Genomic DNA, 16,535 nt, shown 5'->3' on the forward strand with positions numbered 1-16,535 from the left:
GTTGTTTGAGAATGGGTAAGGTTTCTGGGTCATCTTTCCACCCCCGTGCTATTTCTTCTACTGCTGAAGAGCGCACACGCGAATTATCGTCTGAGTCAGCGCGTTGTTTGAGAATGGGTAAGGTTTCTGGGTCATCTTTCCACCCCCGTGCTATTTCTTCTACTGCTGAAGAGCGCACATCCTCATCATCGTCTGATTCAGCGCGTTGTTTGAGAATGGGTAAGGTTTCTGGGTCATCTTTCCACCCCCGTGCTAATTCTTGTACTGCTGCACGTCGCACATCCCAATTATCGACTGATTGAGCCAGTTGTTTGAGCCAAGGTAAGGTTTCTGGGTCATCTTTCCAAGTGGCTGCAATTGCTGCTACTGATTGTCTGCGAATTTGAAGAACTAGGTAGTAATATTCTGGAGATGGAGAAGCAGTGATATTTTCGTATTTAGTTAACTCTTTAACTCGATCGCGCAATTGACTAGCAATTCCATCAATAGTATTTCTATTCCTCACTTCATCCAGACACTTCGCGGCCAAAAACAGATTACTAAACTTTTCCGCTTCCCCATTCTGAGTCATTAAATACTCGATAATTTCCCCGGTGAACAGTTCATTAATCGAACCTGCAATCAACCGCAGAACTTCGTGCCAAGACTCCTCTTGCCAGTGTTCACCAAACACCTGGGTTTTGAGATATTCCAGATCTATTTTGCGTTCTCTTTCAAATTGCCAAACAAAATCCGCAGCACAAAAATATTCCAAAAACGTCCGGTGCACAAAAGCATAATAATCTGCACCCAAAAAGCACAAAATAAAATTGCGAGTCCGTAGTTGCTCGACAATCAACTTAGCTATCTTGGGAGAATCTTTGATTTTAATAACTTGCAAATAATCATCAACAATCTCTTGCAATCGTGGCGCGGCAATTAAATTTCCAGCTAAACCCCTAGCATTTGCTTGCATTTCCGCCGCAACTAGCCGCAGCATAGCTTGTTTGTCCTTGAAATCAATCACCACATCAAAACGTTCATCATTGAGAGCTTTATCCAAATCCCACTGTTGCAGCAAAACTCGCGAACATTGATGGTATAACTCTGCTCTATCTCTCGGCAATTCTTGATAGCGATTGAGAATCGCCATCATCGTTAACAACAAAGGATTTCCCGCCAATTCTCGAATAGCCTGAGATTCAGCAATCGCCCGACGTAGCCTTTCTTGCTTTTGAACCCGGTCTTTTAGATTATTAAAAGTCAAATTATGCCATTTTTGCAGAAAATCTTCAATTTGCGAATCTGTCAAATCTTGTAGCATGAAGTGCCGAAAGTTTGCGTCACGAAGCTGCTGCGGCTTGTAACCAATGACGCGAGAAGTCACCAACACTCGCACGCGGGGATAGTTCCTGGTAAAGTTAATAATCTCGCCAACCGCTTGCTCTCGTTGCTGCGGATCAAACACTTCATCTAACCCATCAAAAATCACAAAAGCGTCGCCAGCAACTAGCCGTGCTTGCAATAATTCCCGCTCAATATTGCAGATTGAATTGCTAGCTTGATGGAAAAAATCCAGAAAATCACTACACTGCTTGGAGTTGCAATCTTGCATATACTTCCGCAACTCAATCAGTAACGGAATCGGCTGCGAAGTCAAATTTGGGACTGGTTGTTCGGCCCATTGAAGAGCGAGATACTGAACTAAACTCGACTTCCCAGAACCCGGATCTCCCAAGATTACTAAATATGGGTAATTTTGTTTATCCTCTACTAATTCTAGTACAGAACGAGGAGCTGATTCAGCATAAACTTTTTTGTAGCGTTCCCAATTTTCGGGTAAAATATCTTCAGGATCTAGTTGATCGCTATCAATGAGTCGCTGTTGATAAGATTTGGGCAACTCATGAATTTGTGGCATAGCTTCGCCCACTTCCCGCACATCTTGAGCAACAAAAATATTCCACAATTGCAGTTGATAGCTGTAACCCGAAGTTTCAACTGTATCTAATCTGAGATAACCGTAATTATTTTTAATTGCGTCGCGATACCGCAGCCAACTAACATCAGCAGTTTCTTCCAGTGCTACAGCACCTTTTGGCGCAGCGAGTAAGTTTTGTAAAGCCAGGGATTCTTGCCCAAGTGCGAGTGCTTTGCGCCGATACCGTTTAGCTAATTGTTTCCAATCAAATTCATCAGGTAGCGGTAGTAGATGTAGAGTTTCCCAAGTCTGTGCTAACTGATGACTATCTGGGAATTGTTCAGCATTTTGAAAAGGCTTTCCCAATTCGGCGAGTACGGCTGGATGGCGAATAAATTGCTCTAAAGAGTCAGTATATTGAATCACTTTCGTTTCTGATTCATCTGCATCTTCCAACTCTTGCTGTACCAGTAGCAAAAACTGTGTCAGCGATGCTATGCAGGCTTGGATGAGGGTGTAGTGAGTTGAGTCTGCAATTTGAGCGTCATTTGTGGAGAAAAGTTTGACAACGAAATTATCGAGATTTTCGCGCATCAGTTTTTCCAGCAGAGTTTTGTAGAGAAACCCGACTGTATTTGTTGAAATTCCTGACATTGCTAGCAAATCCATAAGGGCTGCCTCATTCGTTCTGTCTTATTTTACCACAAATTTTAGCTCCTCCAAATCTCCCTTCATAAGTCCGAGAGTCCGACAGGGAATGAATTCCCTGTCTCAAAGCTAAAGTCCTCTTAAGAAAACTCAAAAGAACACTTTTTCTCATTTATTCTCGTTCCTCGGCTGTGCCTAGGAATGTTTTCTTGTCCCCCCCTTGTGTTTTGGGGGTTAGGGCGGATCTAGACTTTAATACAAACAAAAAAGATTTTCTGTTTAATGTTAAGTTGTCACTAAGCGGCAAAACCTAGGAATGTTAAGCTAAAGGCTCTTGCTGGTATTTTTCGATGATTTCCCTCGCCTGAGTGCGAATATCATCACTGACATCAGCCTGACTATCCACCACAGATTGTAATTTTTCAATTAGCAGATTCTGCGTCTCTGGAATTTGGCGAAAATCCCTCATATCTTCACAACATTTAGTAGCTAGAAAAAGATTCCTAAAATCATTCGATGCTCCATCTTGAGCTAGCAAATACTCAATAATTTCTTGACCAAACGTGACATCAAGTTTCCCCACAATCAAACTCAGAACCTCATGCCAAGATGAATTATGCCAACGAGTACCAAAAACATCTTGTTTCAGTTTTTCGATGGTAATATTCCGTTTTTTCTCGAAAGCAACTACAAAATGCCAAGCACAAAAATATTCCAAAAAAGTCCGGTGAACAAATCCATAGGAATCACCGCCGAGAAAACATAAAATAAAACTTCGCGCTGTTAAAGCCTCGCGCAAATAATTAGCTATTAATCCAGGATCAGAAATTTTTTCCTGTTGTAAATATTGAGTCAATGTCTGGTCTAAATTTTCCTGGCTGAGGACTAAATTTGCCTTCAATGTGTCAGCACCATATTGCATTTGGTGAGCGACCAAGCGCAACATTTCCTGTTTTCTAGTATAATCAAGATACTTATTTACTAAAGGAGGTAACGGACTTCTGTCTTGCAAGTTTTTGCTGCCATCCCAACGCTGTAGCAATAATTCTGAAGCCCTTTCATATAAGGTAGCTCTATCTCTTGGTAGTTCCTCAAATCGGTTCAGAATTGCCATCATGGTGAGCAGCAAAGGATTTCCTGCTAATTCTCTAAAAGCTGAGGAATTATCAATTGAACCCAGGAGGCGATCGCATTTTTCAATTCCTTCATCTGGGCGATCTTCAAAAGCCAATTTGTGCCATTGAGTGACAAAATCTTTAATTTGCTCTATATCTAAGTCTTGCAACATGAACTCCCGAAAATTAGCATTTCGGAACCGTTGTGCCTGCTGTTCGTAACCAACAATGCGAGAGGTGACTAAAACTCTGACTTTCGGATAGTCATTAGCAAAATTAATAATATCAGTAACTACATTTTCCCGTACTGCATCATCCAGCACCTCATCCAATCCATCAAACATCACAACAGTTTGATGATTTTTCAACCATTCAGCTAAATCGTGCTGATTGAGAGTACCGCCGCTAACTCCAGTTCCTTTATGAAGGTATTCTAAGAAACTGCACGGTGATTTTTCTTGATTTTCAATATAATTTCGCAATTCAATGAGTACAGGCAATTCTTTGGAAGACAAAATGATTGATTGAGCCCTTGCCCATTCTAATGCCTTAAACTGTGTTAGAGTAGACTTGCCAGAACCAGGACGACCGAGAATAACTGTATATTTGTAAGTTTGTTGACCGTCGTTGAGCAAATCTAAAACGGAAGGAAGAGGTTCTGTGCTATTCCTCTCTTCCTTGACCTTTTGAGGCACAAATATATTCCACAATTGCAGGCTGTAATGGCAACCGCTGGTATCTAAACTATCCAGCTTGAGTTTGCTGTAAGCTTTTATCAGTCCTTCTTGATAACGGCTCAAGTCAAAATCTGGTGAGATGGGAAGGCTTTGTTCGAGACTTTTTCTAATTCCTGCCAAATTTTCTGAATCTAAAAGTTCCCGTAAATCCTTCGACTCCCGAAGGATAGCTTCTACTTGTTTACAATAACGCTTGCAAACTTTTTGCCAGTTGAACTCATCAGGTAAACGCTGTAAATTGAGATCATTCCATTTTCGTTCCAGTAATCCACAATCAAAAAAAGTTCCATCAGCAGCAGAAGTTGTTCCTAGTGCTTGACTGAAAGGTTGACCCAAAGTTTCTAATACCGATTTATCTTGCAGGAACTGGCTTAATGAATCTTGGTATTGCAGAATTGGAGGACGCTCAATTTGTGCATCATCATCTTCTGCATCTTCTAGTTTTCCCTGTACAATCAATAAAAATTCTTTAATTCCTTTCCCGAAAGCAACTTTCAATGGTTCTTCTTTCGCTAAACCTACCAAATCTTTAATAGAGGCTTTAAAAAAATCTTTTACATGGTCTTCTAATGCTGAATGCGCCAGTTTAAGCAGGACTTCTTTGAAAATAAACCCAGTCAAGTTTTGTGCTCCCCAAAATACTAACCACTCCATTGTCTGAGTCTCCCGCGCCTGGTTGCTTACATTCTCAGTATATAATATTCGAGGCGCGATCGCCTTTTCCCAACAAAACAGTGCTGGACTCCCTACCAAGCTATCAAGAAACCGGGTTTTTCATCAGTTAAAGGCTCGGATGCAGCGTTTTCGGAAAAAAACCCGCTTTCTGGGCTCCCTACCAACCTTCATAACCGGGTGTTTCATCAGTTAAAGGCTCTGATGCAATATTTGTAGAAAACACCCGTTTTCTGAGATCCCATGCGTAAATCCTATGTTAGTTAAAATAGCGAGCAGCGGCGCTTCAAAGCTGCTTGCAAAAGAGTGTTGTACAGTTTTTCCTTAACAGTATAAGCGCCGAATCTTTCCAAGTGCGGATTGTTCATTTGAGCGTCGAACATCAGATAAGATCGCTCGCGCAATCTCTCCACCAACTTTACCATCGCCACCTTAGAACCCTCGGGAATTCGGTAAAACATCGACTCCCCAATAAACGCACCGCCGATCGACAATCCGAGAATACCGCCCGCCAATTCGTCGCCGCACCAAGTCTCGAAGCTGTAAGCCCAACCGGCCTCATACAAACCCCAGTAAATCTTCTTGAGCTCCTTAGAAATCCAAGTCGTTTCGCGATCGGCACAACCCTCAACCACCGCCCCAAAATCGCGGTTCACAGCCACCGAAAATCGATTTTGATTGATTGGGCGACGCAGGGATTTCGGATAGGTAAATCTTTCATCTAGGGGAATCAGCGCCCGCTGACGGCTCGAATACCACCCCAAACTTTCCTCGCCGTCATTTGCCATCAAGAAATAGCCTTGCGCGTATCCTTGTATAATTGTCGGTATATCATATTGCATATATTTATCAGTTGTCATTTCTCAGTTAACTTTTCAAAGTCAACATTAGCAATTAGGAATAATCATGTCTGAAACCATTGAACCTATTACCTTACCGCCCGCCAAAAACCCCGAACAAGAAGGCCAATGGCTCCAACAAACGCTGCTGGCATGGCTAGACTCCGAGTTTATCCCAGAAGCAGCCAACCAGCAAATAGCTAAAAGAGCTGCCCAAATCTATGTCCGCCAGCGCATGGAAGGCGAAAATGACGTGGGCAGCCTCGTAATTGCGATCGTCACCGAAATGCAGGCCTATGATTTTTCTAAAAGCTTCTACGGCGAATTTGCGATCGCCAACGCCGTCAGCGACTTGTTACTCGAAAGTCTCGGCATCGATAAATGCTGCGGCCAGTGAAGCAAGAAGGAGGAAAATTTAACTCATAAGTCTGAAACAAAAATCAACCCCAAACATAATCCTGCCGATTAATTGTGAGTTTTTTTCTTCCTTCTTCCTTCTTCCTTCTTCCTTCTTCCTTCTTCCTTCTTCCTTCGTGCTACCAGCTAGACTTCACAACACCGGGCAAAAGACCTTCGTGAGCCATTTCTCGCATCATGTTGCGAGACAGTCCGAAGTCACGATAGTAACCTCTGGGCCGTCCAGTTGCCCAGCAGCGGTTCCGCAAGCGAGTCCGCGAACTGCTGCGGGGTAGCTGTTGTAGTTGGCGGTGAATCGCCATTTTGTCCATCTGATTGTTAGCTTGGTCAAACTGGTCTTTCAGGTCTTCCCGCTTGTCGGCGTACTTGTCTACGAGTCTTTGGCGCTTTTTCTCGCGCTCGACCATGCTCTTCTTAGCCATAATCTGTTGATATCCTTAGATTAATCACAATCTACTATTTTACTATATTTTGGTGATTTTGGATCGCTTTTATTGGAATTATTTCTTTTGTCAACAAGATTTTTAGCAACAGGCAAGATGCCTGTTCCACAATAACTCAACATTTTTGTGGTACAGGCATCTTGCCTGTACTTAACCTTGGTGCAACACCAAACTATTAGCAAAAGGGTACAAATCTGCAATAACTCAACATTTTTGTGGTACAGGCATCTTGCCTGTACTTAACCTTGGTGCAACACCAAACTATTAGCAGAAGGACACAAATCTGCAAGTTCGCAAATATTGCAAGCCGGATTTCTCGCATTACAAACTGCCCTGCCGTGATAAACCAACCGAATCGACCAATTTTCCCAATCCGGCTGCGGCAACAATATCATCAAATCCCGCTCGATCCTTATAGGATCGGTATGTTCGGTCAATCCCAACCGCTGACTCAAACGTTTGACGTGAGTGTCTACCGTCACGCCCATATTAATACCAAAAGCGTGGGCGAGAACAACATTAGCCGTTTTGCGGGCAACTCCGGGCAATTCTAGCAGCAGTTCCATCCGCTGCGGCACTTGATTGTTAAATTTATTGACGATCGCCTGACAAGCACCTTTAATGTTTTTAGACTTATTCCGGTAGAAACCAGTCGATCGCACGAGACTTTCGAGTTCTTCTATATCAGCATTTGCCAAAGCAACCGCATCGGGAAAACGCTCAAACAAAGCCGGCGTTACCAGATTTACTCGATCGTCCGTACACTGAGCCGAGAGAATCGTCGCCACCAGCAACTGCACGGGAGTTTCGTAGTTGAGAGTGCAAGGAGCTTCTGGATAGAGGCGTTTGAGGCGAATCAGAATTTCGAGCGATCGTTGTTTTAAACTTAACTTTTTAGTCATTAGTCAGTAGTCATTAGTCATTAGTCAGTAATCAGTAGTCATTAGTCATTTGTTATTTGTTTTTAAATGGTTCCCAGGCACGACCGGGGAACCCATAACCAGAGGCTCTGCCTCGCTTGCGTAGGAAAAAAAGAGAGGGAAAAATAGGAAAATAGGAAAACGGAAAACTAGACATAAATCTTCCTTCTTCCTTCTTCCTGAAATCCGTTACATCCGTTACATCCGTTACATCCGTTACATCCGTTACATCCGTTACAGAATCCGTTGCCGAACTTCCTTCTTCCTTCTTCCTTCATTTACTATTGCATGAAATTTCGCAAATCAAACCCAGCCAAATTAGCAGTATCGCGAATAATCAAGAAAACTCCCAAACCCAGCAACAACACCAAACCAGTCTGCATGACATTTTCCTGAATGCGGTTCGGCAGAGGCTTGCCCCGCAGTCCTTCTATCAACAGAAAAGCTAGCTGACCGCCGTCCAAAGCAGGTAAAGGCAAGATATTAATCACAGCCAAATTGACGCTAATTAACACCGCATACTGAAACAAACTCGCAGCATCCGATTTGGCAATCCCTGCACCAATCGCCACAATCGCCACAGGCCCGGACAACTTGTCGGCAGTTTGGCTGAAATTGCTAAGTAACTGCCCGAAACCTTGAACCGTCAGCAGCACAATCCGCTCAAATTCTTTGGCGGCCTTGCTAAACGCCTCTACAAATCCGGCCCTCTGCCGCACCACAGTGCCGTTAGAAGTTAGCTGCACGCCAATGCGACCTTTGCCGTCGGGCGACTCTTCAGGAGTTACTGTCACCAAAAATTTTTGTTCTTGGCGCTGAATTTCCAACGCTAGGGGTTGGTTGGGATGATCTTGGATTGCTGTGACCAATAATTTGATTGCTTCGCGGGAAGCGCCCAATTCCTTGCCGTCAACAGACAGAACAACGTCGCCCGATCGAATTCCGGCTTGTTTCGCGGCAGAACTGACTTCTGCGGCGACTTCCGGGACTTTAACTCCCGGTAGGTAGTTCATTTGTGCAGCGCCGACAGTGCTCAATTGCACCACCAGCAGGAAATAAGCAAAAATTAAGTTGGCAATTACCCCTGCACTAATGACGATCGCCCGATCGAGCACAGGGCGATTTTTGAGCAAATTCGGGTCATTTGGGGGAATTGTACTGTCTGGATCGTCGTCCGGGAAACCCACGAAACCTCCCAGGGGAAAGGCGCGGAGGGCATATTCAGTTTCCGGGCCTTGGTACTTCCAGAGGATGGGCCCGAAACCGATAGAGAAGCGGTTGACGTGGATGTGTTGAAGTCTCGCCGCCAGGAAGTGGCCGAGTTCGTGAACGACAATCAAGATACCTAAAACTGCGATCGCTGCCAAAACTGACATGAAGGATTCCACTAACACTTTTACTGGACTTTGATTTATTTTAATATCTTTTTAATATCGGTGGCTTCGGAGGGACAATTTTCAGTCAAACTGGAAGGTGGTGTTTTGGTCGTAAGTCCCAGGCGCTGCGATCGACCCGACGCTGCCAAACCGATCGCGCGATCGTACATGAGTTTACCTCTAAAACCAATTCCCATTACCAATTCCCTATTACAAATTCCCCATTACCAATTCCCAGTTACCAATTCCCCATTATGAAAGACACTTCTTTGAATATTATTGCTATTTCTATCTTTGCCATCACCGTTTCAATATTGTTGGGGCCCCTATTCAACTTGCCAGAAGCCGTACCTGCGATCGCCACTTTTTGCCTGTTGGGGCTAGCCACCCTTGACAGTTTCCAGTGGCAAGGTCAAGGCGGTACTATTTTATTAGATTGGCTGGGGGGAACTTCCAAACAAAAGCGCGATCGTATCCTTCACCACGAAGCCGGACACTTCCTAGTCGCCCACCTGTTAGGAATTCCCGTAACCAGCTACGCCCTCAACGCTTGGGAAGCATTTAAACAAGGTCAAACAGCCCAAGGTGGCGTCCGATTTGAAGACGAACAATTAGCATCTCAACTGCAAAAGGGCACTCTTTCCTCCCAACTTTTAGACCAATACTGCACCGTGTGGATGGCCGGAATAGTCGCCGAAAAATTTGTTTACGGCAGCGCACAAGGAGGAGCAGAAGACCGCACAAAAATTAGCGCAATTTTAACACAACTGCGCCGCCCCAGTTCCGAAATTCAACTCAAACAAAACTGGGGTTCGCTGCGAGCAAAAAACCTGATCGAAAGCCACAAATCAGCTTACGAAGCCCTAGTAGCAGCAATGGAAGAAAGAGCAACTGTTGCCGAATGCTGCGACATCATCCAGCAAAATTTATAGGAAAAAGATTACGCACTCTTGCCTTATAAACCCGGTTGCTGTGTAGATTTATTATTACTAAAACCCAGATTTTGCTTAGAAACCGGGTTTAAGAGCGTATTATAGGGATTACAAATTCATGTCAGAACCAAAAACTTTGCCAACAACACTGCAAACAGCGAACCCAAATACAGAAAAATTGTTGTGGCTGTTCGGTTTCCGGATCGACCCCGGCACCGAAATACCAAATCTATATACTCTAATTGTCTATGGAGAACAAGAGCCGCCCTTAATAGCCGGCGGTCAACTTGTATTTTTTACCCGTCCAGAACTAGCTATTAACGCTCTCCAATTGTGCAATATCGATGTCAGCGAACTGGGAAAGCCACCCACACAAATAGACGCTATTTGCGACATTGCAGAAACGCTATACTTGCTCGATGCCGAAGATTTTGACGAATCAGCTACTATCCTCAACTGTTTGAACGCGCTTTTCGATTTAGTGAAAGCTACTTTAATACCGATGCCAACTGAATACAAGCGCATACTTTATGATTTGGCAGACCATTTGAATATTGAGGAAGAGTTTGCAAGTTTTTTAGACGCAGAAGATATTCAGCGATCGGAAATTGTTAATGCCATTTTGTGGTGTGTGGGAGCAATTACAACAAAATCTAGATTGTTGACCGAGTAATTTAAGAAAAACTAGAATGTGAATCGAGAATAGATAATAGATAATATCGCCCAAGGAAATTGTGCCATGACTGTAACAGATTTACGCTTGTGGACTGTAGAGGAATACCGCCGCATGACCGAAACAGGCATTCTCAATCCCGATGAACGAGTCGAATTAATTGACGGGCAAATTATTTCAATGAGTGCAAAAAATCCTCCCCACGCAGCAACTAACCTCTGTGCAGCCGACTATCTCAGAAATCTGCTGGCAGGACTTGCTTTAATTCGCATTCAAGACCCGATCGCTCTAAGTTATAATTCAGAACCAGAACCGGATATTGCTGTAGTGCAAATAGACCCTCGACTGTACCAAGATTTTCATCCCGCGCCCGACAATATTTTTTTATTAGTAGAAATAGCTGACACGACTTTAGAAACAGACCGCAAGCGAAAAGCATCGGCTTATGCTAAGGCGGGAATTACTGATTATTGGATACTTGATGTTAACACGCGGCAAGTTTATGTTTTTCGCGAACCGGGCGAGGCAAACTACCGACAAGAAACAGTATTTAATGAAGATGATGTTTTGTCAATGCTGGCATTTCCCGAAATAGAAGTTCAGATTTCGCAACTGTTTCCTTAAGTAGGGGCAGGTTTTACCAAGAATAATTGCCTAAAACCAAGAATCTCGTAAACCTGCCCCTACCCACCTATAAATTACCAATTATCAATTACCAATTACCAATTCTTCACAATAATCCCGATCGCTACAAAAAACTTAGTATTAGGGCGTAGCGTGAGTTATACTCCTACTGGAAAGACTGTCACTGCAAAAACATCCTGAAATCAAAGTTTATGAGCAACACTTCCCCGCCTCAACCAGCCGCCAAAAATCCCGCAACACAAAAACTCAGTTTATCAACAAAATTAGCTTACGGTGCCGGCGACCTCGGCCCGGCAATTACCGCTAATGTTTTGGCATTTTACCTGCTAGTTTTCTTTACCAATGTCGCTGGTTTACCTGCTGGCTTAGCCAGTAATATTTTAGTAGTTGGCAAGGTTTGGGATGCCATAAATGACCCGATTGTGGGGGTTTTGAGCGATCGCACTTCTCACCCTTGGGGCCGCCGATATCCTTGGATCATATATGGTGGCATTCCCTTCGGCATATTCTTCTTATTGCAGTGGATTGTACCTAGCACGGATCACACAGTGTTATTTTGGTACTATGTTGCGATCAGCATTTTGTTCAACACCGCCTACACGGCTGTCAATCTTCCCTACACTGCCCTGACTCCAGAACTTACTCAAGACTACAACGAACGCACTAGCCTTAATAGTTTTCGGTTTGCTTTCTCCATTGGCGGCAGCATCCTTTCATTGATCTTAGCTCTAATTATCTTTCGTGTATTTGAAAAAGACCCGAATCAACAATATTTAGTATTAGGTGCAATCTGTGCAGTTATCTCTGTCTTGCCTTTGTACTGGTGTGTTTTGGGAACTCGCAAGCACGTCGCAGCCCAACTATTAGAAAACGCAGACCTAGATAATTCTACATCCTTGCCACTGAAAGAACAGTTGCAGATTGCATTTAGCAATCGCCCTTTTTTGTACGTCATTGGAATTTATCTTTTTTCTTGGCTGGGAGTGCAGTTGACTGCTACTATTATTCCCTACTTTGTTGTTAACTGGATGCAACAGCCACAATACGTTTTTAGCTTGGTGGCGATCGCAGTTCAAGGCACTGCATTAATCATGCTATTTGTTTGGAGTAAAGTCAGCGAGAGATACGGCAAAAAAGCCGTATATTTTATGGGCATGAGTTTGTGGATTATTGCCCAAGCTGGACTGTTTTTTCTGCAACCAGGACAAGTATTGCAGATGTACATATTAGCAGTCATGGCAGGTATCGGAGTTTCCACCGCTTATCTAATACCTTGGTCGATGATACCGGATGTGATCGAACTCGACGAACTGCAAACAGGAGAAAGACGCGAAGGCGTTTTCTATTCGTTTATGGTACTGCTGCAAAAAATCGGATTGGCAGGGGGTTTGTGGTTGGTAGGCCAAGCATTAGAAAGAGCTGGATTTCTATCTACAGTTCCGGGACAGCCGGCACCCGTACAGCCAGATTCTGCACTGTTTGCGATTCGAGTTGCGATCGGCCCACTGCCCACAATTGCTTTAATTGCTGGCATGATCCTTACATATTTTTATCCCATAACCCGCGAAGTTCATGCAGAAATATTGTTGAAACTTAGAGAAAGAAGAACACAAAATCACTAATCCTTAATAAGGAGTAGTTGGTAATTAGTAAAATCAAAAAACAACAACTACCGATAGCTAATCCGGGCGATATCAATAGCAATCCTCCCATCCTGTGCGAACTCTTTTTTTCCTGAAGAAGGTGTCATCTTCTTCTTGCATAGGTTAATTCAAAAAAAAGCCCGTTGCGCGTTTACCGAAAGGATTGCTATAGCTTGCTCGGAGGGCGAATCAAAGCGATAGTTTTAGGAAGAGTCCCGGAACCCAGAAACGTAGTTTTTTTAGGGAACAATATAAATATCGTAGCGCCATCCGCCTCGGTGGAAAGACCCAGAAGGCTGGAGTTGTTCGAGATGTCGATCGAGCTTGAGAACACAACTTATTAAATTTTATGTCTGTCGCGCACTATAGAGATGAGTTGGTGATATAATCACCACGGTAAACTAAGTATATACACTTAATCAGTCATCCAACTCCTCAAAAAGTTTATAATTAAAAGAAGAAACAGATTTTTCTCGGAAATTGATTGGATTAGTTGCCGTTCCAAAAAATCTGCTGAATGTGGCTAATTATATCGACATGGGAAATGCAAAACCTTTTAGCCGGTCAGTTAGCGCATAAGTTAATAAGTGCTTCTGCCGTTGACTCTGAACCGAAAAATGGCATAGAGGACAAATCAATACCAGCGCAAGCAGCGGCTGAGGTGTTACGGTCAATTGTAAAAGTTTGGTAAAGTTATGGAACCCCCTGTCGGGAAGCTGAGCGACACCTGAAAAAGTTTGCTTCGTCGCCCGGAAACCCGAAATACAAGCACAACGCAGCAGAGCCAAATGCAGTCTGATATAACTCTCCAGCAGTTGTAAAAGAACTTTTACTGCCGGCCTAGCATAGGGATTTAGTTATTTTTGTATACTATGTGAAAGTAGTGAGAACTATTAGAAGGAAGTGGGCTCAACCAACCCATAATTTCGTGTGATATCCTTAAGCCAATGCTCAAAGTATCAATCCGAAGGCTCGCAGAAGAAAGCTGATTTTACCCACAAAATATCCAAGAGGTCAACATGGAAAGAGAACAGGACGCTCATATCGTACCCATTAGCAACCAGAGCCGACAGGTGCAGCAATTTTCCGTTGACGAGGGAGAAGATTTAAGCGCGCAGCCTCAGAAAGGATTGAATGTAAAGCCGTTGTTGAGGACTTTTCAGCGACAAGCCCTAATCATTATTGGGATTATAGGTCTAGTAGGCACTGGAGCTGTTTATCAGATCAAGGGAGGCAAGAAAACATATCAAGGCGATTTTCGGATGCTAGTGGAACCCGTGACAACGGAGGCCAGAATTGCTGATCCCTCTGCCCTAGCCAATCGCGGCGAGGGGGGGGCAGTGCCTAATCGAGATTTTTTTAGTTTGGACTACGCAACTCAACTTGAAATTCTCAAGAGTCCTCAGATGCTGTCGGCTATTGTTAAACAAGTCCAAAAACGATATCCAAAAGTTACCGAAAAAATTCTTGAAAAAGAATTAATCGTTTTGCGGATAGGAGAAGATGAGAGGACGCTGACTAAAATTTTGGAAGTTCGCTTCATGGGGAATGATACTAAATTAGTTGAGTTCGTTTTACAAGAAACTAAAAAGAAATATTTAAAGTACAGTCTTGATGAACGCAAGACTCGGATTGGTGAAGGTGTTAAATTTATTGAAGACCAGCTTCCGGGACTCAATAAGCGCGTAAACGACCTGAAATCGGAGTTACAGTTGATACAGCAGCAGCAAAAGATTACCAATCCTCAAGAACAAGGCGCGCAATTAATCCAGCAAGTTCGTACCGTAGAAACTTTAGAGTTAGAAACTCAAAGGCTACTGCAAGAACAGAAAACGCTGTACGCTAACTTGCAAAAACAATTAGATTTTACACCAAATGAAGCTATTGCCGCTTCAGCTTTAAGCGAAGAGCCTCAATATAAAGAGTTGCTGACCAAGGTTAAGGAAGTAGAAGGTCAGATTGCTGTAGAAACAGCTCGTTTTAAATCTGCTAACCCTATAGTGGAAGCTTTAGAGCGCAAGCGGGCAAATTTAGTAGCTTTGCTCAACCAGCAAACTGATCGAATTTTGGGGCAAAATTTAGTCGGCACCCAAGCTAATTCTAAAGTTCAAAATTTTCAAAATTCTATTCGCATAGGCTTGATTAAACAATTGGTTGATACTGCTAACCAAGTTGAAGTCTTAGAAGCTCGCCTTCAGGCAATCACTCAAACTAAAAACAATTTAAACAGGCAAGCAACAGAATTCCCCACCATAGCCCGCCGCTACAACGAACTGCAACAGCAATTAGAAGTAGCCGCCCGCACCCGCGATCAACTTTTAAGCCAGCGGGAAACTCTGCGCGTCCAAGCAGCTCAAAGCCAAGTACCTTGGGAAATAATTTCTGAACCACGGATACCGCGAGATGAGAAGGGCAACCTAATGCCAGTTCCATCGAAAGCTAAAAACAAATTAATGATGGCAGTTGTTGGAGCGCTAGTTTTGGGTCTGGGAGCTGCTATCCTCATTGAAAAGTTCCGCAATATTTTCTACTGTGCTGATGACGTTAAAGATGCGGTTGATGCGCCTTTATTGGGAGCAATTCCTCTGGACAAAAATGCTAGAAAATTGCCGCCTTCTATTGCTAATGCCTATGCTTATATTGAAGGAAAAGAGGGTAATAAGAAAATTGCTGCGGAATTTATAGAAGCTTTTGACTCTCTTTATACTAATATCCGCTTTCTTTCTTCAAATCGAACGATTAGCTCTGTGGCAATTGGTTCGGCTACAGTTGGCGAAGGCAAATCTACCGTTGCTTTAAACTTAGCTCACGTGGCAGCGCTGGCGGGTCAGCGAGTGCTGTTAGTAGACGCTAATTTGCATTCCCCCAGTCTGCACTTGCTGTTGGAACTGCCTAATGTCAAGGGATTGAGCAACTTGCTCGACCATAAAAACGAACCCAATGAAATTATCCAACGATCGCATCTAGCAGATAATCTTTTTGTATTAACTGCCGGTCTCCCGGATCCTGGTACTGCCAGACGGCTGGCATCATCTCAGATGCAGTATTTAATGGAAGAACTTCAGGCAAAATTTGACTTAGTTATCTACGATACGCCGCCGCTAGTTGACAGTAAAGATACGAATTTTTTAGCGGCGCGCACCGATGGCATACTGATGGTTGTAGCAATTCAGCAGGTTCCCTTTTCTGTAGTCAAAAAAGTTTTCAGTCAATTAGAAAATTTTGGCATACCATGCTTGGGCACAGTTGCGAATCATGCCCCTAAACGCAAGAAGTATCCAGCATCGAGATCATCAGTTGTTGAAGATAAAAATGAATATTTGAATTTGACGCCAGCACCGTCTCGTATTCAAAAACTAGCTCCTAAAAAAGAGTGACACCCAACAAAGATGACCCCCAAAAAAAGGATACAAGCCTCCGATAGTAGTCATGGAACTCCCAAAATCTTAGACTCTTGTTCAATCTCCCAGATTCGTCTGTGGAGTAAATCGAAAATCTAAAATCGTTGGACTGAGCGCGACTTGACGCTCGCGCTCGCCGAACCTCTTAGGCCGAAGTCTAAAATCTAAAATCTA

The 16,535-nt window shown here is 43.5% G+C and carries 14 protein-coding genes; 6 read left to right on the plus strand and 8 right to left on the minus strand.

Features of this window, described 5'->3' with window-relative positions:
• From QUA07_RS11885 to aat, 3 genes are all read right to left on the minus strand, one after another.
• The coding region (locus QUA07_RS11885) for a HEAT repeat domain-containing protein (RefSeq protein ID WP_333325240.1) at positions 1–2,554 on the minus strand (2,554 nt) is incomplete at its 3' end.
• A 313-nt stretch (positions 2,555–2,867) separates the two neighbouring features.
• A complete protein-coding gene (locus QUA07_RS11890; protein ID WP_333325242.1) occupies positions 2,868–5,054 on the minus strand; it encodes an NACHT domain-containing protein in 2,187 nt (728 codons plus the stop codon).
• Positions 5,055–5,335: 281 nt separating this feature from the next.
• A complete protein-coding gene (gene aat, locus QUA07_RS11895) occupies positions 5,336–5,932 on the minus strand; it encodes a leucyl/phenylalanyl-tRNA--protein transferase (protein WP_445305885.1) in 597 nt (198 codons plus the stop codon).
• Between the two features lie 46 nt (positions 5,933–5,978).
• On the opposite strand from aat, the gene QUA07_RS11900 reads away from it, so the two are divergent.
• Positions 5,979–6,308, plus strand: coding sequence for a hypothetical protein (locus QUA07_RS11900; RefSeq protein WP_190740107.1), 330 nt, complete (start codon positions 5,979–5,981; stop codon positions 6,306–6,308).
• A gap of 139 nt (positions 6,309–6,447) precedes the next feature.
• On the opposite strand, the gene rpsN is transcribed toward QUA07_RS11900, so the two are convergent.
• The 5 genes from rpsN to QUA07_RS11925 all read right to left on the minus strand — a co-directional run bounded on the left by rpsN (position 6,448) and on the right by QUA07_RS11925 (position 9,264).
• Positions 6,448–6,750, minus strand: coding sequence for a 30S ribosomal protein S14 (gene rpsN / locus QUA07_RS11905; RefSeq protein ID WP_006633844.1), 303 nt, complete (start codon positions 6,748–6,750; stop codon positions 6,448–6,450).
• A gap of 260 nt (positions 6,751–7,010) precedes the next feature.
• A complete protein-coding gene (gene nth, locus QUA07_RS11910) occupies positions 7,011–7,673 on the minus strand; it encodes an endonuclease III (protein ID WP_333325245.1) in 663 nt (220 codons plus the stop codon).
• 167 nt (positions 7,674–7,840) lie between these two features.
• Positions 7,841–7,969 carry a hypothetical protein gene (locus QUA07_RS11915; protein WP_333325248.1) on the minus strand — a complete coding sequence of 43 codons (129 nt, stop codon included), beginning with the start codon at positions 7,967–7,969 and terminating at the stop codon, positions 7,841–7,843.
• A 3-nt stretch (positions 7,970–7,972) separates the two neighbouring features.
• On the minus strand, positions 7,973–9,067 hold the full coding sequence (rseP, locus tag QUA07_RS11920; protein ID WP_333325252.1) for an RIP metalloprotease RseP: 1,095 nt from the start codon (positions 9,065–9,067) through the stop codon (positions 7,973–7,975).
• Between the two features lie 35 nt (positions 9,068–9,102).
• Entirely contained in the window at positions 9,103–9,264 is a 162-nt protein-coding gene (locus QUA07_RS11925; RefSeq protein ID WP_333325255.1) for a hypothetical protein, read from the minus strand.
• Positions 9,265–9,321: 57 nt separating this feature from the next.
• On the opposite strand from QUA07_RS11925, the gene QUA07_RS11930 reads away from it, so the two are divergent.
• The 5 genes from QUA07_RS11930 to QUA07_RS11950 all read left to right on the plus strand — a co-directional run bounded on the left by QUA07_RS11930 (position 9,322) and on the right by QUA07_RS11950 (position 16,337).
• The gene (locus QUA07_RS11930) at positions 9,322–9,999 is read left to right on the plus strand and encodes an ATP-dependent Zn protease (RefSeq protein ID WP_333325257.1); all 678 of its coding nucleotides are present in this window, start codon (positions 9,322–9,324) and stop codon (positions 9,997–9,999) included.
• Positions 10,000–10,117: 118 nt separating this feature from the next.
• Positions 10,118–10,672, plus strand: coding sequence for a hypothetical protein (locus tag QUA07_RS11935; RefSeq protein ID WP_333325260.1), 555 nt, complete (start codon positions 10,118–10,120; stop codon positions 10,670–10,672).
• Positions 10,673–10,738: 66 nt separating this feature from the next.
• The gene (locus QUA07_RS11940) at positions 10,739–11,296 is read left to right on the plus strand and encodes a Uma2 family endonuclease (protein WP_333325263.1); all 558 of its coding nucleotides are present in this window, start codon (positions 10,739–10,741) and stop codon (positions 11,294–11,296) included.
• A gap of 212 nt (positions 11,297–11,508) precedes the next feature.
• Complete coding sequence (locus QUA07_RS11945) at positions 11,509–12,939, plus strand: MFS transporter (RefSeq protein WP_333325265.1); 1,431 nt, start codon at positions 11,509–11,511, stop codon at positions 12,937–12,939.
• A 1,040-nt stretch (positions 12,940–13,979) separates the two neighbouring features.
• A complete protein-coding gene (locus tag QUA07_RS11950) occupies positions 13,980–16,337 on the plus strand; it encodes a polysaccharide biosynthesis tyrosine autokinase (RefSeq protein ID WP_333325269.1) in 2,358 nt (785 codons plus the stop codon).
• Positions 16,338–16,535 lie beyond the last annotated feature (198 nt).

Origin of the sequence: Microcoleus sp. T3_A4 (genome assembly GCF_036700465.1) — a bacterium.
In the GTDB taxonomy this organism is placed as follows: Bacteria; Cyanobacteriota; Cyanobacteriia; order Cyanobacteriales; family Microcoleaceae; genus Microcoleus.

Coding starts and splice junctions, on each gene's coding strand:
- QUA07_RS11935 (WP_333325260.1), top strand. CDS start 10,118: ATGTCAGAACCAAAAACTTTGCCAACAACACTGCAAACAGCGAACCCA.
- QUA07_RS11945 (WP_333325265.1), top strand. CDS start 11,509: ATGAGCAACACTTCCCCGCCTCAACCAGCCGCCAAAAATCCCGCAACA.
- QUA07_RS11950 (WP_333325269.1), top strand. CDS start 13,980: ATGGAAAGAGAACAGGACGCTCATATCGTACCCATTAGCAACCAGAGC.
- QUA07_RS11890 (WP_333325242.1), bottom strand. CDS start 5,054: ATGGAGTGGTTAGTATTTTGGGGAGCACAAAACTTGACTGGGTTTATT.
- QUA07_RS11940 (WP_333325263.1), top strand. CDS start 10,739: ATGACTGTAACAGATTTACGCTTGTGGACTGTAGAGGAATACCGCCGC.
- nth (WP_333325245.1), bottom strand. CDS start 7,673: ATGACTAAAAAGTTAAGTTTAAAACAACGATCGCTCGAAATTCTGATT.
- rseP (WP_333325252.1), bottom strand. CDS start 9,067: ATGTCAGTTTTGGCAGCGATCGCAGTTTTAGGTATCTTGATTGTCGTT.
- QUA07_RS11915 (WP_333325248.1), bottom strand. CDS start 7,969: ATGAAGGAAGAAGGAAGAAGGAAGTTCGGCAACGGATTCTGTAACGGA.
- QUA07_RS11925 (WP_333325255.1), bottom strand. CDS start 9,264: ATGGGAATTGGTTTTAGAGGTAAACTCATGTACGATCGCGCGATCGGT.
- QUA07_RS11900 (WP_190740107.1), top strand. CDS start 5,979: ATGTCTGAAACCATTGAACCTATTACCTTACCGCCCGCCAAAAACCCC.
- aat (WP_445305885.1), bottom strand. CDS start 5,932: ATGACAACTGATAAATATATGCAATATGATATACCGACAATTATACAA.
- rpsN (WP_006633844.1), bottom strand. CDS start 6,750: ATGGCTAAGAAGAGCATGGTCGAGCGCGAGAAAAAGCGCCAAAGACTC.
- QUA07_RS11930 (WP_333325257.1), top strand. CDS start 9,322: ATGAAAGACACTTCTTTGAATATTATTGCTATTTCTATCTTTGCCATC.